The organism is Ralstonia sp. ASV6, from assembly GCF_016429285.1.
GTDB lineage: Bacteria > Pseudomonadota > Gammaproteobacteria > Burkholderiales > Burkholderiaceae > Ralstonia > Ralstonia flaminis.
Genome location: NZ_JAELUI010000007.1, coordinates 47037 through 63255 on the forward strand (window position 1 = coordinate 47037; position 16219 = coordinate 63255).

The following is a 16219-nucleotide window of genomic DNA, read 5'->3' on the forward strand; positions in this document are numbered from 1 at the left end:
GGTGCACTTGCGGCAAGTTGCGGTGCGCGATCAAAACCGTTGAAATTTCATTTCAGTTATGAATACAATTGAACTAATATCTGACCCACAACAGGATTTATTGGGAGCGCATATGGCGACATACAAGGAATTGGTTGCACAAAAGGCCAAGCTGGAAGAACAGATCGAAACCGCCCGCGCCAAAGAGCTGGAAGCCGTTATCCAGCAAGTGCGTCAAACGGTTGCCGAATATGGCCTGACGGCTGAAGACCTGGGCCTGGCGCCGCGCCGTGGTCGCCGTGCTGGTGCCAAGGCACCGGTGCCCGCGAAGTATCGCGATCCGAAGACGGGCGCAACGTGGTCCGGCCGTGGCCGTGCACCGGCCTGGATCGGCAAGAACCGCGACAAATTCCTGATCGCCTGATTTGCCCCTTTCGGTACGGCGGCCCACCATAGCGGTGGGCCGTTTTTGTTGGAGCGCATGGGCGTTCCTGACTATAACGTCGACATGACGCCCCGCCTCCCCAAATACCTCGAACTGGCCGATCGCATTCGGCTCGACATCCTGCATGGCGCCTTGCCGGCCGGCAGCGTTGCCCCCAGCGAAAACGAAGTCGCCCAACGCTACGGCGTATCGCGGTTGACTGCGCGCCGCACACTCAATGAGTTGGCTGCGCGTGGGTTGCTCAAGCGTTCGCGCGGGCAACGCAGCGTGGTGCTTGATCGCGTGGGGCCGCATCGTCCGGTGCTGTATGCCCCGGGCCAGTCCGATGCGGCGCTGGAGTACGTGCCCGGCGCCGCCTACACCGTCAGCGCATTCCGGTTGGAGCGGGCTGATGAGACGGTGGCGGCCGCGCTCGGTCTGGAGGTTGGCGCGCAGGTGGCATTCGTGGAGCGCCGCGCGCAGGTGGAAGGCAACCCCATCATGCTGCTGCGTACGTGGTTGACGTCACGGCTGGCGGCCATGCTGGAGGCGCGTGATTTTGAAGATCGCCTGTTCGTGCAGGTCTTCCAGCGGGCTAACCTGACCATCGCGCGCTCGCGCGAGGCCCCGCTGGCGTGCGTGGCTGACGCGCATCAGGCCAGCCAGCTTGACGTGTCCGCCGGCGTGCCGCTGGTGCGCGTACGGCGTATTGGCTACAGCGTGGCTGACGTGCCGATCTCCCTCACCTATTGCGATTTCTCCCCTGAGCGCTATACGCGCGAGGTGGACATCCGCGTCTTGCAAAACGACTGAAGCTGCACTTGCGCCAGCACGGTGCAGAAACGGCGCCACACACCCCTGAGTTGGGACTTGTCTGGCAGGGGTATTCAAGCTAGTCTGCGCGCCTTCCCGCGAAAACGTATTCATTCGTGACACTTCGGCGTGCTGACGGCGTATTGGCACGGCTGTTGCATTCACTCGCGGCGATCTCAGCAGAGGCAGGCGAGCCACCTGCCACTGCGAAGCGAATTCAACACAACGGAACCAGAAGAGGGAGAAATCAACGATGCAACTCAAGCGACGTTTCAAGCTGGCCGCGCTGGCTGCTGCCGCCGGTCTGACCGCAGGTGCGGCCCAGGCGCAATCGTCCGTCACGCTGTATGGCCAGGTGGATGCCTGGGCCGGCGCGACCAAGAACCTGGGCGCCTCTGACCGCGCTTGGGGTGTCAACTCCGGCGGTATGTCCACGTCGTACTGGGGCATGAAGGGTAGCGAAGACCTGGGCAACGGCTTGAAGGCCATCTTCACGCTGGAAGCGTTCTTCCGCCCAGACACCGGCAAGGGCGGCCGCTTTGATGGCGACACGTTCTTTGCCCGTAATTCGTTCGTCGGCCTGCAGTCGAACACCTGGGGCTCGATCAAGCTCGGTCGCAATACGCCGCAGTACTTCGTTTCGACGATCCTGTTTAACCCGTTCGGTGATTCGTACACCTTCTCGCCGATGGTGTTCCACACCTACCTGGGCAACGGCCGCACGGGCGCAGCCGGCATCTCGGGTCTGGTGGGCGATTCGGGCTGGAACAACTCGATCCTGTACAGCACGCCGGACATCAACGGCTTCACGGGCACCCTGATGTACGGTGCGGGCGAGCAGGCTGGCCACAACGGTCAGAACAAGTTTGGTGCGGGCTTCCTGTACTTCCGCGGCAACTTTGCTGCCACCGCGGCATTCCAGCAGGTGCGCTTCGATGCCAACCCGGGCGACCTGAACGCGCTGGTGGCAGGCTTCCAGCGTCAGTCGGCAGCGCAACTGGGCGCTTCGTATGACTTCGGCGTGGTCAAGCTGTACGGCCAGTATCAGTACATCAAGAACACGATTGCCACGGGCGATGCCAAGAGCAACGGCGGCCAGCTGGGCGTGTCGATTCCGGTCGGCCCGGGCAGCGTGCTGGCGTCGTACGCGTACACGAAGACCTCGGGTGCAGCGGACGTGAAGCGCAACACCTGGGCAGTCGGCTACGACTATTCGCTGTCCAAGCGCACGGATGTGTATGCCGCGTATTTCCGCGACAAGGTGTCGGACCTGAGCGCGGCTGATACTTTCGGCGTGGGCATTCGCGCAAAGTTCTAAACCTGCGCTTTCCTTGTCACCGCCCGCGTGTCGACAGCGCGGGCGGGCATTTACAGCGGCGTCCGGGGTTCCGGGCGCCGTTTTTTGTTGGTGGCTGACGGGAGAGAACTCAACCGCTACGCACAATGCGTACGGGCGCCACGGATGATGCGGCCGGCTCTGCCACCAGTTGCGGCTGGTTCAGCAGCATGGCGCCGCGCTGGGTGGCGACGAACACGGCTTCGGTGCGGCTGCGGACTTCCAGACGGCGATACAGCGCGTTGATGTGCGCCTTGGCCGTGGCCTCGGAGATGCTGAGCATGCGGCTGATGGTTTTGACCGGGTGACCGCGCGAGAGAAGCACCAGAATTTCGTATTGGCGTTGAGTGAGTCCCAATAATGCGCAGTCATCGCCGCCGTTGGCAGCACCGCCTGCCAGCGTATCTGACCGGGCAAGCACGATTGAAGCCGGTACATAACGGCCACCGGCCAGCACCAATTCCAATGCCGCTGCAATCAATTTGCCGGAATAGCTTTTCAGCAGATAAGCAGAGATATTCAATTGCATCAGCGCGCGCACATGGACGGCTGAATCGCTTTCACCCAGCACGGCGACATGCCGCGGGTGCGGCTGCTGCAGCAACCGGGAGAGCGCTGGCAGGTCGTCGATGCCCGGCAGGGGCAAGCCGATCAGGGCCAGTTCGGCGTCCGCATGCGCCGCCAGATTTTCAAAAAGGGCCTCGTCCGGGTCGACGCTGACGACTTCGGAAATGGCCGGCAAAGATTGCAAAACGTGGGTCGCACCGGCACGCACCAAAGGGTGTGCCTCAACTACGATCGATTTCACTGCGCCGCCTGTCTGGTTATGGTTGTTTGCCCATTTCCGGAATATGGCCGACCGTCGCCCATTTGGATCGGCGAGATCCAAATTGATACAGGCGTGGCTGGTAGAAACGCAATGACGCGCGGTTTCGGTATGTTTCCCCGTTCAACCGGCAGTCACCAAGTGCGGTGCCGCCGGGCCGAAACCTTGGCATGCCATTCAGGCGCGATTTCTTTCCGGTTTTCTTGTTTATGTCGCCAGGCGCGGAGGATATACCCCGCCAAAATCGGCAGAATAAATCCCCAGCATGCTTGTTGCACCCATCAATGGGATGTAAACCTTTTTGTTTACCCCGATCGGTGGTGCGGCAGACCTGTATAGATAGCAGGATCGAGCGGGGCCAGCTAGCCCCACTTCAAACCCATTGACGTAAACGTAAACCGGCGAATCTTCCTCGCCCCAGGCGCCGTGCGGCTTACTGTGCGACGACGGAGAAACGTGGCATCGACAGCGGTTGCTTGCCGTCTCGGCCGTAGGGCGTGCCGCCGCCGTTGTTGGCGGCGTGCAGGACCGACAGCGCGTTCTGCGTGGCACGCAGGCGCAGATCAATCAGGGTGCCGTTGTCCAGATTGCGCTGGCGCAAGGTGCGGGCCAGGGCCAGGTTCTCATCGAACAGGCGGCTGGCAGTCTCGTCGGCGCGCAGGTATTTGACCAGCCCGTACGGATCGGCGCCACCATGCTGCGCCCACCACAGGCGGCGCTCGCGGTCAGCTTCGCCCAGGGCGGTCAGCTGCTTCTGCTTGGTCTGGGTGACGCGCTCGAGTTCGACCATGTCGCCGTCGCGCAACGCTTGCGCCTCGGCTTCCAGGGTCAGGGTGGCGGCGCGCAGCAGTTCCTGCTCGTCGGCAAGGGTGCGGATCAGCAGTGTGTTGTCCATGTTGGCGACCTTTCGCTGGGGAGCTTGGGCAGCCGCCGGACGGCACACCGCCCCGCCGCGGTCAGCCCACACGGGCCGGCGGCGTCATGAGAAATGGGGGACGGACGACGGGAGGAGGCTCCCGTCAGACCTTCTTGCTTTGTGCCGAGAGCAGCGATTGCGCGTCGGACAGCGCCGCATCGGCGATCTTGCCGGCGTCCATCTTGAGCGTGCCGTTCTGAATGGCGCTGCGGATCTGCTCGACGCGTGCCGCGTTGAAGTCGCCGCTGCCCACTTGGCGCGAAACTTGATGGACCGACAGCGACGGCACGGTTGAATCCTGGTCGCTGTGGCGCGTGCCCGTGGCTGCTGTGGCAGTCGCGGACGAGCCGGTTGCACGCGTCGACCCGGACGCAGCGTCCTTGGTCGGCGCAATGGCCGGCGTGTTGTTGACGATATGGTTGATTTTCACGGGTGTCTCCGAAGAGCGCGTTCATCCTATCACCCATATCGGCCAACCCCCGTCCAAACTTTAGCGGGGGATATCGGTTGTGCATCACAGTGCGTGTGATCGATTGATCTCAAGTCGATCTCAAAACTGGATTGCGACCACGCCAGCAGACTGCGCAATGCCGGAAACGACGTTGCCGTTGGCCGTGCGCACCTGTGCCACCTGGCCCACGGCTGCCTGGTTCATGGCCCGGCCATCGCTGGTGACCTGAAAGCCGCCGCCTTCGGCGACGAGCTTGACGGTCTGGCCGGCCTGCACCGCAATTGGCAGGCGCAGGCTTTCGGCGCGCAGCGGCTGGTTGGCCGCCACGCTGGTCATCAATACGCGCCCGACCACGTCGGCGGGCTGCTGCACGACAGACGGCGGCAGCATCGAGAGGTCCCCCGTGCGGGCCTCCAGGTCACTCATGTCGAGCGTCTTGCCTGGCGAGAGCTGGTGCGAGGCCACGTAATACGTTCCGGTGATCTGGATTGTGGCTGACACCCACGCCGCCCAGGCGTGTGGTGACTTGCAGCGCACTCCAACCTGGATGCGGCCGCGCAGACGGTTGGCCGCCGGCAGCATCAGGTCGACCTGGTCGCAAGGCTGGTTGGCCACGCGCGGGTCGACCGGGCCGACTTCCACCGAGGCGCGCGGGGCGCCGGCGTCATTGGTGCCGCCCAGGATGTCCAGCTGCGATTGCAGTTGCTGCTGGATCTGCATCTGGATGGCGTTCGGCCCCTGGATGGTGGTGGCCGCGGGTTGTGCGGGCTGGGCGGGCATCGGCATGTTGGCGGCTGCCGGCGCATAGCCGACGCGCATCATGCCCTGCGCACGCGCCAGGATCGGATGGGCGAGGCTTGCCAAGACGCCCAGCGCCAGGGCCAGCAGCAGCTTGCGCCGGCGTGCGGCCAACGGCATTGCCGTGGCGCCGCGGCGGCGGACAACGGCAAAGGTCGGGTATTGGGCGCTGCGTACAAACCGCGTGGACATGGAAAGCCCTCCATCGAAAGTCCGGTGAAGTGTAGCCACGCGCGCGGGAGCGCCAAATGCGGAATTGTCGGCCAATCCCCCCCTTATTCGGACGAATGCTCTTGCCAGCTGGCCCCTAGACTTTGCAACGTGGTGAAGTCCCTGGCGTTGCGCGGTGCGGTTCCATTTGCTGCTCGACCTGCCCCGGATGGCTGCGGGGTTCCCGATTCCCCGGCCGGCTCCCGGATCCGCAGACAAGGCCCTCTCCACTGAGGCTGCATGACGGCAACTCAGCAATACAGCGGTTCTGGAGACGGCATCGGCGGTTTTGAAGGGGCCGCCGATGCCTGCTTCTCCAGCCCCACGGCATTCGGAATACCAACCAAACCCGGCGGGTGGCGGAACCAACATGGCGCCACGCGCGAGGAATGACAGACATGGTCGACAAGCTGGATCAGTTGTTCGGTTTTCAGGAGCAGGCGCTGCGGCTGCGTTCGCAGCGGCACCAGATCCTGGCCTCGAACATCGCCAACGCCGATACGCCCAACTACAAGGCGCGCGACTTCGATTTCCAGTCGGCGCTGCAAAAGGCGGTCGGCCAGCAAAGCGGCAACACGCTGCCGATGACGGCCACGGCGTCCGGCCACCTGACGGCGGATGGTGCGCCCGCCGGTGATGTGACGCTGATGCGGGCGTCGCTGCAATCGCCCGGCATGCAGCAGGCCAAGTCGCTGCAGGGCGAAGTGCAGTACCGCACGTCGCAGCAGCCTTCCATTGACGGCAACACGGTCGACATGGACGGCGAGCGCATGCGCTTTGCCGACAACACCGTGCGTTACGAGGCCGACCTGAACATCGTGACGCAGAAGATCAAGTCGATGCTGGCGGCTATCCAGAACAGCTAGCGCGGCAGAGCAGGACCGAGCAGAACAGAGCAAGACAGGGTAGGACGATCGCGCCGCAGTCCTGGGCGTGATGAAAGAGGGGCGGGAGTGATGCGGCGCCCCGGGCCAGGCAGTCTGGCCCGGAGAGCGCCCACACAACAACGGATCCGATCCGGCAACAGTAAAAACAGTATTCAGACAGCGGAACCAACATGTCGCTATTCAAGGTGATGGATGTGGCTGGCAGCGCGCTCACCGCGCAGTCCAAGCGCATGAACGTGGTGGCCTCCAACCTGGCCAACGCCGAGAGCGTGACGGGGCCCAACGGCACCGCCTACCGCGCCAAGCAGGTGGTGTTCTCGCCCGAACAGGGGTCTGACGACTACGCCACCGGCGTGTCGGTCGACCGTGTGGTGGAAGACACCGTCACCCCCATGAAGCGCATGCACCAGCCGGGCAACCCGCTGGCCGATGCCGACGGCTACGTGACCATGCCGAACGTCGATGTGGTGGACGAAATGGTCAACATGATTTCTGCCTCGCGGTCCTACCAGGCCAATGTGGAAGTCGCCAACACCACCAAGACGATGGCCGCCAAGGCCCTGACCCTGGGCCAGTAAGCGCGCCCATTCCAGCCAAGTAACGCGACGAATTTAGCGAGATACGACCATGACCGTCAGCTCCACCTCCAGCACAACCGGCACCTCGAGCACGAGCACCGGCAACAACCTTGCCATCACCAACGGTACCGATCTGCAGAGCACGTTCATGCAGCTCCTGGTTGCGCAGTTGCAGAACCAGGATCCGCTGAACCCGATGGACAACTCGCAGATGACCTCGCAGCTTGCGCAGATCAACACGGTGAATGGCATCCAGCAGCTGAACACCACGATGTCCAGCATGCTCACGCAGAACGCGGCCACGCAGGCTTCGTCAATGATCGGCCGCACCGTGCAGGTGCCGTCGTCCAATCTGTCGCTGGCTTCGGGCACGGCCAACTTTGGTGTTTCGGTGCCCACCGGCGCCGACGATGTGGTCGTCACCATCAAGAACGCCGCCGGGGTTGCGGTGCGCACTGTTGACCTGGGCCAGATGACCGCCGGTTCCGGCAACTACACCTGGAACGGCAAGGACGACAAGGGCAACCAACTGGCAGACGGCAACTACACGATCGGTGTGGCGGCCACGCAAGGCGGCAAGGTTGTCACGGCAAACGCGCTGGGCACCGACAAGGTGGCTGGCGTGACCATCAACAACGGCACGATGCAACTGGTGCTGGCATCCGGCGGGACGGCCAAGCTGTCTGACGTCGCTTCTATTCAGTAACGGGTCGTCGATACACCCGCGCTTTCTATCCTCTACGGGAGAACACTATGGGATTCCAGCAAGGCCTGAGCGGTCTCGATGCCGCCTCTCAAAACCTCGACGTGATCGGCAGCAACGTGGCCAATGCCAACACGGTCGGCTACAAGAAATCGACCGCCGAGTTTGGCGACGTGTATGCACGTTCGCTGGTTGGCGCCACCGATAACCAAGTCGGCCAGGGTGTGAGCGTGACCAGGGTGTCGCAGTCGTTCACGCAGGGCAATGTGACCAACACCGGCAACCCGCTGGACATCGCCATCAACGGCACGGGCTTCTACCGCATGGTGGATGTAAGCAGCGGTCAGGTGTCGTACACGCGTAACGGCCAGTTCCAGACCGACAAGAACGGCTACATCATCTCCGCTACCGGCCAGAACCTGACCGGCTACGGCGTGGATGCCACCGGCAAGGTGAACACCGCGGTGCTGACCAACCTGAAGATTCCGGTCAACGACCTGGCGCCGCTGGCTACCACCAACACCGCGTTCGGCGTGAACCTTGACGCTGCCGCCACGCCGCCGACCAGCACGCCGTTCTCGGCCACCAACTCGCAGACATTCAACCACTCCGTTTCGGAGCAGGTGTACGACGGCACGGGCACGGCCCACATGCTGACCAACTACTACGTGAACACCGGCCCCGGCCAGTGGAGCGTGTATTCGCAGGTGGACGGCGTTGCCCAGACTGCGCCCAACGGCGGTGGCGCAATTGCCACGCTCAGCTTCAACAGCACCGGCCAGCTGACCACGAACCCCAGCAAGATTGCCGCCACGTTTGCGGGCATGAGCATTGCCAACATGGACTTCACCGGCACCACGCAATACGGCGGCGGCTACAACGACACCGCCCCCGGCGTGACGCAGGACGGCTATGCCACCGGCCGTCTGGCCAGCTACTCGGTCGGTACCGACGGCACCATCACGGCAAACTATTCCAATGGCCGTACCGCCGTGCTGGGTCAGATCGCCATGGCCAACTTCAAGGCGCCGGAGGGACTGCAGAATATCGGCGGCAACCAGTGGGTGGAAACGGCCAACTCGGGCGCGCCCAACCTGGGCACGCCGGGCATGGGTTCGTTCGGCCTGCTGCAGTCGTCAGCGGTGGAGCAATCCAACGTGGATCTGTCGGCGGAGCTGGTCAACATGATCATCGCCCAGCGCTCGTACCAGGCCAACGCGCAAACCATCAAGACGCAGGACACCATCCTGCAGACGCTGGTGAGCATGTAAGCACCGGATCGTTATTGCCTGAACGCACACCAAGGACACTCGCATGGACCGCTCGATCTACGTGTCGATGACTGGCGTGAAGCACCTGTTCGACCAACAGGCCGCCAGCGCCAACAACCTTGCCAACGCCAGCACCACCGGCTTCAAGGCGCAGATCGATGCGTTCCATACGGTGGGTGTGCAGGGCGACGGCTCGCCTACGCGCAGTTATGTGATGGCCTCGGCCATTGGCACCGACGTGACGCCCGGCCCGGTCGAGACCACTGGCCGCGCTCTGGATGTGGCGGTCGACGGGCAGGGCTACTTTGCCGTGCAAGCTGCGGATGGCACCGAGGCCTACACCCGTGCGGGCACGTTCCAGTTGAGCGCCGACGGCACCATCGTGACCCTGACCGGCCAGCCGGTGATGGGCGATGGCGGGCCCATCACGCTGCCCCCCAATACGACGGTGCAGTTTGCCAAGGACGGCACGGTCAATGCCATCAGCGCGGACAACGTTACGCCGCCGGTGTCGCTGGGCCGCCTGAAGCTGGTCAGCATTGATCCTTCCAACCTGAGTCGTGGCACTGACGGCCTGTTCCGCCAGCGTGACGGGCAGGATGCCGACGTGAACGAAAACGTGCGCATCACGCCCGGTGCGCTGGAAGGCAGCAACGTCAACCTGACCGACTCGCTGGTCAACATGATTGAAATTTCGCGCCAGCTTGAGATGCAGATGAAGTCGCTGCAGACGAGCGACACGAATGCCCAGTCAGCTAACGAACTGCTGCGCCACGCGTAAGCGGCGCGGCTGAACAGAAACAACCAAGGACTCGAACATGATTCGCTCCCTGTGGATTTCCAAGACCGGGATGGATGCCCAGCAATCGCAGCTGGATGTCATCTCGAACAACCTGGCGAACGTCAACACGACGGGCTTCAAGCGCTCGCGCGCCGTGTTCGAAGACTTGCTTTACCAAAACGTGCGAGAGCCCGGTGCGCAGTCGTCGCAGCAGACCACGCTGCCCTCGGGCATGCAGATCGGTACCGGCACGCGCGTTGTTGCCACCGAGCGTCTGCACACGCAGGGCAACCTGACGCAGACCGGCAACTCGACCGACGTGGCCATCAACGGCAACGGTTTCTTCCAGGTGCAGATGCCAGACGGCACGCTTGCCTATACGCGTGACGGTAGCTTTCAGGTCAATGCACAGGGCCAGTTGGTGACCTCCAGCGGCTATCCGATCCAACCGGCCATCACCATTCCGCAGAACGCCACGAGCCTCACCATTGGCAAGGACGGTGTGGTGACGGTCACCACGCCGGGCACGGTCAACAACACCCAGGTTGGCACGTTCCAGCTGGCCAACTTCATCAACCCGGCCGGTCTGCGCAGCATGGGCGAGAACCTGTATGCCGAGACCGAAGCCGCCGGCACGGCCAACCTGGCCAACCCGGGTTCCAACGGTACGGGTGTGCTCAACCAGAACTACGTGGAAACGTCCAACGTGAACGTGGTGGAAGAGATGGTCAACATGATCCAGACGCAGCGTGCGTATGAGATCAACAGCAAGTCGGTGCAGACGTCCGACCAGATGCTGGAGAAGCTGTCGCAGCTCTAAGTAACGCGATCAAAACGATTCTGGCGGTCCGGCGGCGCCTTGCCGTACGACTTGTACTGTCTGCAGCGCCGCCAAACCACCAGAACCGCTGCGCTTCGTTTTGATCACGTTCCTACGCTGAACAGCGCAGTTTTTAAGGATGTAGTGCGATGCAAACCCCCCCGGTCTACTCGCTCCAACAGGTTCAGCACGGCGGCCGCGCTGTGCGAATCGTTCAACTGGCCGTGCTTGGCACGGCGGCGCTGCTCGTTACGGCGTGTGGTTTCCTGCCGCCACCGGCCCCGATCGTGCAAGGTCCGACCACGGCGCGCCCGCCCATGCCCGTCATGGCACCGCGTCAGAACGGGGCGATCTACCAAGAGGTTGCTTCGGGCAGCGGCGGCTTTCGCGGCATGTTCGAAGACCGCCGCGCACACATGGTGGGCGACACCATCACCATCGTGATTACCGAGAACACGGCGGCCAGCAAGCAGACTTCCGGCAGCGTAGACCGCAGCGGCAGCAAGACGACATCGGTGCCCACCTTTGCCGGCATGAACCCGGGCGTGCTGTCGTTGCTGGGCGTGTCGGCCAGCGATGCCAACAAGTTCGACAGCAAGGGCGCCAACGGTGCGCAGAACAACTTCACCGCCACCATTACCGTGACGGTGGTGGAAGTGCTCGGCAACGGCAACCTTGTCGTGAGCGGCGAGAAGCAGATGGCGGTGGGGCAAGGCACCGAGTCGATCAAGTTCTCGGGCGTGGTCAATCCGACCACCGTCAATAACCAGAACACCGTGCTGTCCACCCAGGTGGCGGATGCACGCATGGAATACCGCGGCACCGGCTACGTGGCCGAAGCCCAGCAGATGGGCTGGCTGTCGCGCTTCTTCCTGACCGTGTCACCGTTCTAAGGAAGTGGCCATGACTTTGCATCGCATCATCGGCGCGGCCCTGGTGGCACTGAGCGCAATTTGCACGCTTGTTCCCACTACGGCACACGCCGACCGCATCAAGGATCTGACCACCATTGCCGGCGTGCGCGAGAACGCGCTGATCGGCTATGGCTTGGTCGTCGGCCTGGACGGCAGTGGTGACCAGACCACGCAGACACCGTTTACGATCCAGAGCTTCAACAACATGCTCACGCAGTTCGGCATCAACGTGCCGGCCGGCGCCAGCATCCAGCTCAAGAACACCGCTGCGGTGGTGGTGACGGCCTCGCTGCCTGCCTTTGTGCGGCCGGGCCAGATGATTGACGTGACGGTCTCCTCCATCGGCAATGCCAAGAGCCTGCGTGGCGGCACGCTGCTGCTCACGCCGCTCAAGGGCGTGGACGGCCAGCTCTACGCTCTGGCGCAGGGCAACGTGGTGATTGGCGGCGCGGGTGCATCGGCCAACGGCAGCAAGGTCCAGATCAACCAGCTCGGCGCTGGCCGCATTGCCAACGGGGCGACGGTGGAGCGTGCCGTGCAGGCCACGGTGGGTGAGGCCGGCAGCGTCCAGCTCGATACCGGCACCACTGACTTCGGTACGGTGCAGAACATCGTCAACGCCATCAACAAGCAATTTGGTGCGGATACCGCCCAGGCCGCGGATGGCCGCACGATCAACGTGCGCGCACCGGCACTGGCGTCGGACCGCGTCGGGTTTGTCGCCAAGCTGCAAAACATTGAGGTGACACCGGCATTGGCCGCTGCACGTGTGGTCGTCAATGCCCGCACGGGTTCGGTGGTGATGAACCAGCTCGTCAAGCTTGAGCCCTGTGCGGTGGCGCACGGCAACTTGTCGGTCACCATCAGCACCGAGCCGGTGGTGAGCCAGCCGGCGCCGTTCTCGCAAGGCCAGACGGTGGCGGCCGCGCGCTCGAACATTGAGGTCAAGCAGCAGGGCGGCAGTCTCATCAACGTGAAGGGCGGCACCAACCTGGCGGATGTGGTCAAGGCCATCAACGCGATCGGCGCCAACCCGCAAGATCTGATCTCGATCCTGCAGGCGATGAAGGCCGCCAACGCCCTGCGCGCCGAGCTGGAAATCATCTGATGCCCGGGCAAGGTAAGGAAGACGCACCATGAACCCGACCGACCTCACCAGCCGGCTGGCGCTCGACTCCACAGGATTCGAGTCGCTCAAGCAGGCCGCGCGTACCGACCCGACCGGCGCAGCCAAGACCGTCGCCAAGCAGTTCGACGCGATCTTCGTGAATATGATGCTCAAGCAGATGCGTGATGCATCGCCGCAGAATGGGCCGTTCGATTCATCGTCGACCAAGATGTATACGTCGATGCTCGACCAGCAGCTCTCGCAGACGATGGCATCGCGCGGGGTGGGCGTGGCGGATCAGCTGCTCAAGCAGATGCTGCGCCAGGCCAATCGTGTCAACCCGGATGCCGGTGGCCCGGTCAATACCGCGCTGTCCAACACCACCGCTACGAATACCGCCTTGCCTGGTGCCGCAGGTTCCACGGGCGATGCCGCCAAGGCCATCGCCCGTGCGTCGCTCAATAGCATGGCCGCGGCAGTTGCGCCCGGCACGGAAGACGACGGCTCGGGCATCAGCACTGTGCCGCGCCCGGGTTTGGAAGAGCGCGTGCAGCGTGCCCTGGCGGCCCTGCGCAAGCAGTCCGACGCTGGGCAGTCGACCAATGCACCGCCTGATGTGGATCTGTCGACCGTGGCTTCTGAGCCGCGGGGCGAGCGCATGGCCAGCTTCTACAACAAGCTGATCGGCCACGCGTCGCAGGCCGCGCAGGAAACCGGCATTCCGGCCAACTTCATGATTGGTCACGCCGCGCTGGAGTCCGGCTGGGGCCGCCGCGAAATCAAGGACAAGGACGGCACCAACACGCACAACCTGTTCGGCATCAAGGCTGGCGGCTCGTGGACGGGCAAGACCGCCACAGTGACCACCACCGAATACGTGGGCGGCGTTGCCCACAAGGTCCAGGAGAAGTTCCGGGCCTACGGTTCATACGCCGAGGCGTTCAAGGACTACGCCAACCTGCTGGCCAACAACCCGCGCTACAGCAATGTCGTGGCGGCCGGCAACGGTAACGACGCGGCGTCGTTCGCCAAGGGCCTGCAGCGTGCCGGCTACGCCACAGACCCGAACTACGCCAACAAGATCATGGCGGTGCTCAAGCAGATTGTTTGACGTTCGCTATTAAAAATTAGAATCGATAGCATCGGCCGGCTCAAGTTTGTTCTGAGCCGGCCGATGTTGTTTTTAGGGTCCATCCTGGCGGCGTTGTGCCGCCCGCACCGAGACAATTATGAGCAGCTCCCTCTTGAATATTGGCGCGAGTGGCCTGCGGGTTGCAGATATCAACCTGCAGGTGACCGGCAACAACATTGCCAATGCCAGCACGCCCGGCTATTCGCGCCAGGAAGCCGTGCAGACGGAGAACATCCCGCTGAATGCCGGTGTCGGCTATCTGGGCCAGGGTGTCAATGTGACGACCGTCAAGCGCATCTACGATCAGTATCTGACTGCGCAGGTGCAGAGCGGCCAGGCCGCAACGAGCGCCGCCGACCAGCTCAACAACCTGGTCTCTGGCCTGAGCCAGTACATGTCGGACAGCAACAGCGGGCTGAGCTCGGCGCTGACCAGCTTTTTCAACGGGGCAGACGGTCTGACGTCCAACCCGTCGAGCACCACAGCGCGCCAAGTGTTTCTGAATGCCGCTTCCGGCCTGCAGAGCCGTTTCAACTCGATGGCCGGTCAGTTGAGTTCGCTGTCTGCGCAGGTCAACACGCAGGTGCAGACGCAGATCAGTTCTGTGAACAGCGTTGCACAGCAGCTTGCCTCGCTCAACGACCAGATCTCCAAGGCCGAGGCCTCCACTGGCCAACCCGCGAACGACCTGCGTGACCAGCGCGATCAGCTCGTGCAGACGCTTAATCAGTCGATCAAGGCCAGTGTGGTGCAGACCAGTGACGGCCAGTACAACATCTATGTGGGCAACGGTCAGGCACTGGTGCAGGGCAACCAGAGCTACCAGTTGGCCGCCGTGCCTTCGCAGTACGACCCAACGCAGCTGTCGGTGGGCTACAAGAGCCCGGCCGGTACCGTCACCATTGGCGATAACCAACTGGGCGGCGGTGCGCTGGGCGGCCTGATGAGTTTCCGCGAGAACACGCTTATCCCGGCGCAGAACCAACTGGGTAAGCTGGCTGCGGCCGTGTCGGCAGACGTCAATGCGCAAAACCAACTGGGCATGGACGCCAACGGCAACATGGGGCAAGCCCTTTTTTCGGTGGCAGGCCCCGGCGTTGCGGCCAGCAGCAGTAACACCGGCAACGCCACGGTCACGGCCAGCATCACCAACGCCAACGCGGGCCAGGGTTACGATTACCAGATCAAGTACCAGGGCGGTGCTTACACCGTCTCGCACTACCCGGACGGCTCTGCCTCCGTGACGGTGACGAGCTGGCCGACCACCATTGATGGCGTCACGATGAACCTGTCGGGCACCATGAACAGCGGGGATTCGTTCCTGGTGCGCCCGACGGCCAACGCTGCATCCACCATGCAGACGCTGACCACCGACTACCACGCTGTGGCCGCAGCCACGCCCGTGGTGCTCAACCAGGGCAGCAACAACACGGGCAACGCCACGGTGTCGTCCATCGGCGTGGATAGCACGTACGCCGGCTCGCCGCTCACCTCGCCGATCAACCTGACGTACAGCTCGGCCGTGGGCGGTTCGCTCTCGGGCTTCCCGGGCAGCGTGACGGTCAACGTCAACGGTACCAGCACGACGTACAGCGGCGGTACGGCGCCGTACACGCAGGGCGCGACGTATTCGTTCAATGGTGTGCAACTCACGCTCTCGGGCACCCCGGCCAACGGCGACACGTTTGCCGTTTCGGCCAACACCGCCAACAGCACCGACGGCGGCAATGCCAGCGCGCTGGCCAAGCTGCGCAACGCCACGCTGCTTGACGGTGGCACCAACTCGATTGGCACGTCGTGGAACAACCTCGTCACTCAGGTGGGTGTGCAAGCCAATACGGCAAGCACCAACCTGACCTCTCAGAAGGCACTGCTGGCAAATGCCACATCGGCGCAACAGTCGGTGTCTGCCGTGAGCCTGGATGACGAAGCGATGAACCTGATGAAATACCAGCAGGCCTATCAGGCATCGGCCAAGGTGATGCAGACGGCAAATACGCTGTTCGACACCTTGCTGTCGATTGCCGGCAGCTAACGCACACGATTGAAGAATCGCGCCAATGTGCCGATAACGCTCTAAAGCCTTCTGCCCGGATCGACCATGCGAGTCAGTACAGCCCAATTCTTTGCCGCGTCCACCGCCTCGATGCAGAACACGCAGTCGAACCTGATGACGCTGCAGCAGCAGCTTGCGAGCGGCATTGCGCTCACCAGCGCGGGCGACAACCCGAGCGCGTTCGGCCAGATGTCGCAGCTGCAACAGACGCAGGAC

The 16219-nt window shown here is 63.1% G+C and carries 17 protein-coding genes; 13 read left to right on the forward strand and 4 right to left on the reverse strand.

Features of this window, described 5'->3' with window-relative positions; translation table 11 throughout:
- Positions 1-112 precede the first annotated feature (112 nt).
- The 3 genes from JHD73_RS02335 (at position 113) to JHD73_RS02345 (ending at position 2534) form a co-directional block, all read left to right on the forward strand.
- Positions 113-403 carry an H-NS family nucleoid-associated regulatory protein gene (locus tag JHD73_RS02335; protein ID WP_021193457.1) on the forward strand — a complete coding sequence of 97 codons (291 nt, stop codon included), beginning with the start codon at positions 113-115 and terminating at the stop codon, positions 401-403.
- Positions 404-487: 84 nt separating this feature from the next.
- Positions 488-1216 (forward strand): GntR family transcriptional regulator, encoded by a 729-nt coding sequence (locus tag JHD73_RS02340; RefSeq protein WP_199027372.1) that lies wholly within the window; start codon positions 488-490, stop codon positions 1214-1216.
- 253 nt (positions 1217-1469) lie between these two features.
- On the forward strand, positions 1470-2534 hold the full coding sequence (locus JHD73_RS02345; protein WP_199027328.1) for a porin: 1065 nt from the start codon (positions 1470-1472) through the stop codon (positions 2532-2534).
- 109 nt (positions 2535-2643) lie between these two features.
- On the opposite strand, the gene JHD73_RS02350 is transcribed toward JHD73_RS02345, so the two are convergent.
- The 4 genes from JHD73_RS02350 to flgA all read right to left on the reverse strand — a co-directional run bounded on the left by JHD73_RS02350 (position 2644) and on the right by flgA (position 5735).
- Positions 2644-3360, reverse strand: coding sequence for a LuxR C-terminal-related transcriptional regulator (locus tag JHD73_RS02350; RefSeq protein ID WP_199027330.1), 717 nt, complete (start codon positions 3358-3360; stop codon positions 2644-2646).
- A 451-nt stretch (positions 3361-3811) separates the two neighbouring features.
- Entirely contained in the window at positions 3812-4273 is a 462-nt protein-coding gene (locus tag JHD73_RS02355) for a flagella synthesis protein FlgN (RefSeq protein ID WP_199027332.1), read from the reverse strand.
- A 124-nt stretch (positions 4274-4397) separates the two neighbouring features.
- Positions 4398-4724, reverse strand: a complete 327-nt coding sequence (gene flgM, locus JHD73_RS02360; RefSeq protein ID WP_199027334.1) for a flagellar biosynthesis anti-sigma factor FlgM — start codon at positions 4722-4724, stop codon at positions 4398-4400.
- A gap of 120 nt (positions 4725-4844) precedes the next feature.
- The gene (gene flgA, locus JHD73_RS02365; RefSeq protein ID WP_199027336.1) at positions 4845-5735 is read right to left on the reverse strand and encodes a flagellar basal body P-ring formation chaperone FlgA; all 891 of its coding nucleotides are present in this window, start codon (positions 5733-5735) and stop codon (positions 4845-4847) included.
- 416 nt (positions 5736-6151) lie between these two features.
- Between flgA and flgB the strand changes: the two genes are divergently transcribed.
- The 10 genes from flgB (at position 6152) to flgK (ending at position 15982) form a co-directional block, all read left to right on the forward strand.
- Entirely contained in the window at positions 6152-6619 is a 468-nt protein-coding gene (flgB, locus tag JHD73_RS02370) for a flagellar basal body rod protein FlgB (RefSeq protein WP_199027374.1), read from the forward strand.
- A 191-nt stretch (positions 6620-6810) separates the two neighbouring features.
- Entirely contained in the window at positions 6811-7218 is a 408-nt protein-coding gene (gene flgC / locus JHD73_RS02375; RefSeq protein ID WP_199027338.1) for a flagellar basal body rod protein FlgC, read from the forward strand.
- Positions 7219-7267: 49 nt separating this feature from the next.
- The gene (locus JHD73_RS02380; protein WP_199027340.1) at positions 7268-7924 is read left to right on the forward strand and encodes a flagellar hook assembly protein FlgD; all 657 of its coding nucleotides are present in this window, start codon (positions 7268-7270) and stop codon (positions 7922-7924) included.
- 47 nt (positions 7925-7971) lie between these two features.
- On the forward strand, positions 7972-9192 hold the full coding sequence (flgE, locus tag JHD73_RS02385) for a flagellar hook protein FlgE (RefSeq protein ID WP_199027342.1): 1221 nt from the start codon (positions 7972-7974) through the stop codon (positions 9190-9192).
- A 43-nt stretch (positions 9193-9235) separates the two neighbouring features.
- Positions 9236-9973: a flagellar basal-body rod protein FlgF gene (gene flgF, locus JHD73_RS02390; RefSeq protein ID WP_199027344.1), complete on the forward strand. Its 738-nt coding sequence runs from the start codon at positions 9236-9238 to the stop codon at positions 9971-9973.
- A 37-nt stretch (positions 9974-10010) separates the two neighbouring features.
- Entirely contained in the window at positions 10011-10793 is a 783-nt protein-coding gene (flgG, locus tag JHD73_RS02395; RefSeq protein ID WP_199027346.1) for a flagellar basal-body rod protein FlgG, read from the forward strand.
- A 149-nt stretch (positions 10794-10942) separates the two neighbouring features.
- Complete coding sequence (locus tag JHD73_RS02400; protein WP_199027348.1) at positions 10943-11686, forward strand: flagellar basal body L-ring protein FlgH; 744 nt, start codon at positions 10943-10945, stop codon at positions 11684-11686.
- Positions 11687-11696: 10 nt separating this feature from the next.
- Positions 11697-12815: a flagellar basal body P-ring protein FlgI gene (locus tag JHD73_RS02405; protein WP_199027350.1), complete on the forward strand. Its 1119-nt coding sequence runs from the start codon at positions 11697-11699 to the stop codon at positions 12813-12815.
- Positions 12816-12843: 28 nt separating this feature from the next.
- Positions 12844-13926, forward strand: coding sequence for a flagellar assembly peptidoglycan hydrolase FlgJ (flgJ, locus tag JHD73_RS02410; RefSeq protein ID WP_199027352.1), 1083 nt, complete (start codon positions 12844-12846; stop codon positions 13924-13926).
- A 118-nt stretch (positions 13927-14044) separates the two neighbouring features.
- Entirely contained in the window at positions 14045-15982 is a 1938-nt protein-coding gene (gene flgK / locus JHD73_RS02415) for a flagellar hook-associated protein FlgK (protein WP_199027359.1), read from the forward strand.
- Positions 15983-16219: the final 237 nt, after the last annotated feature.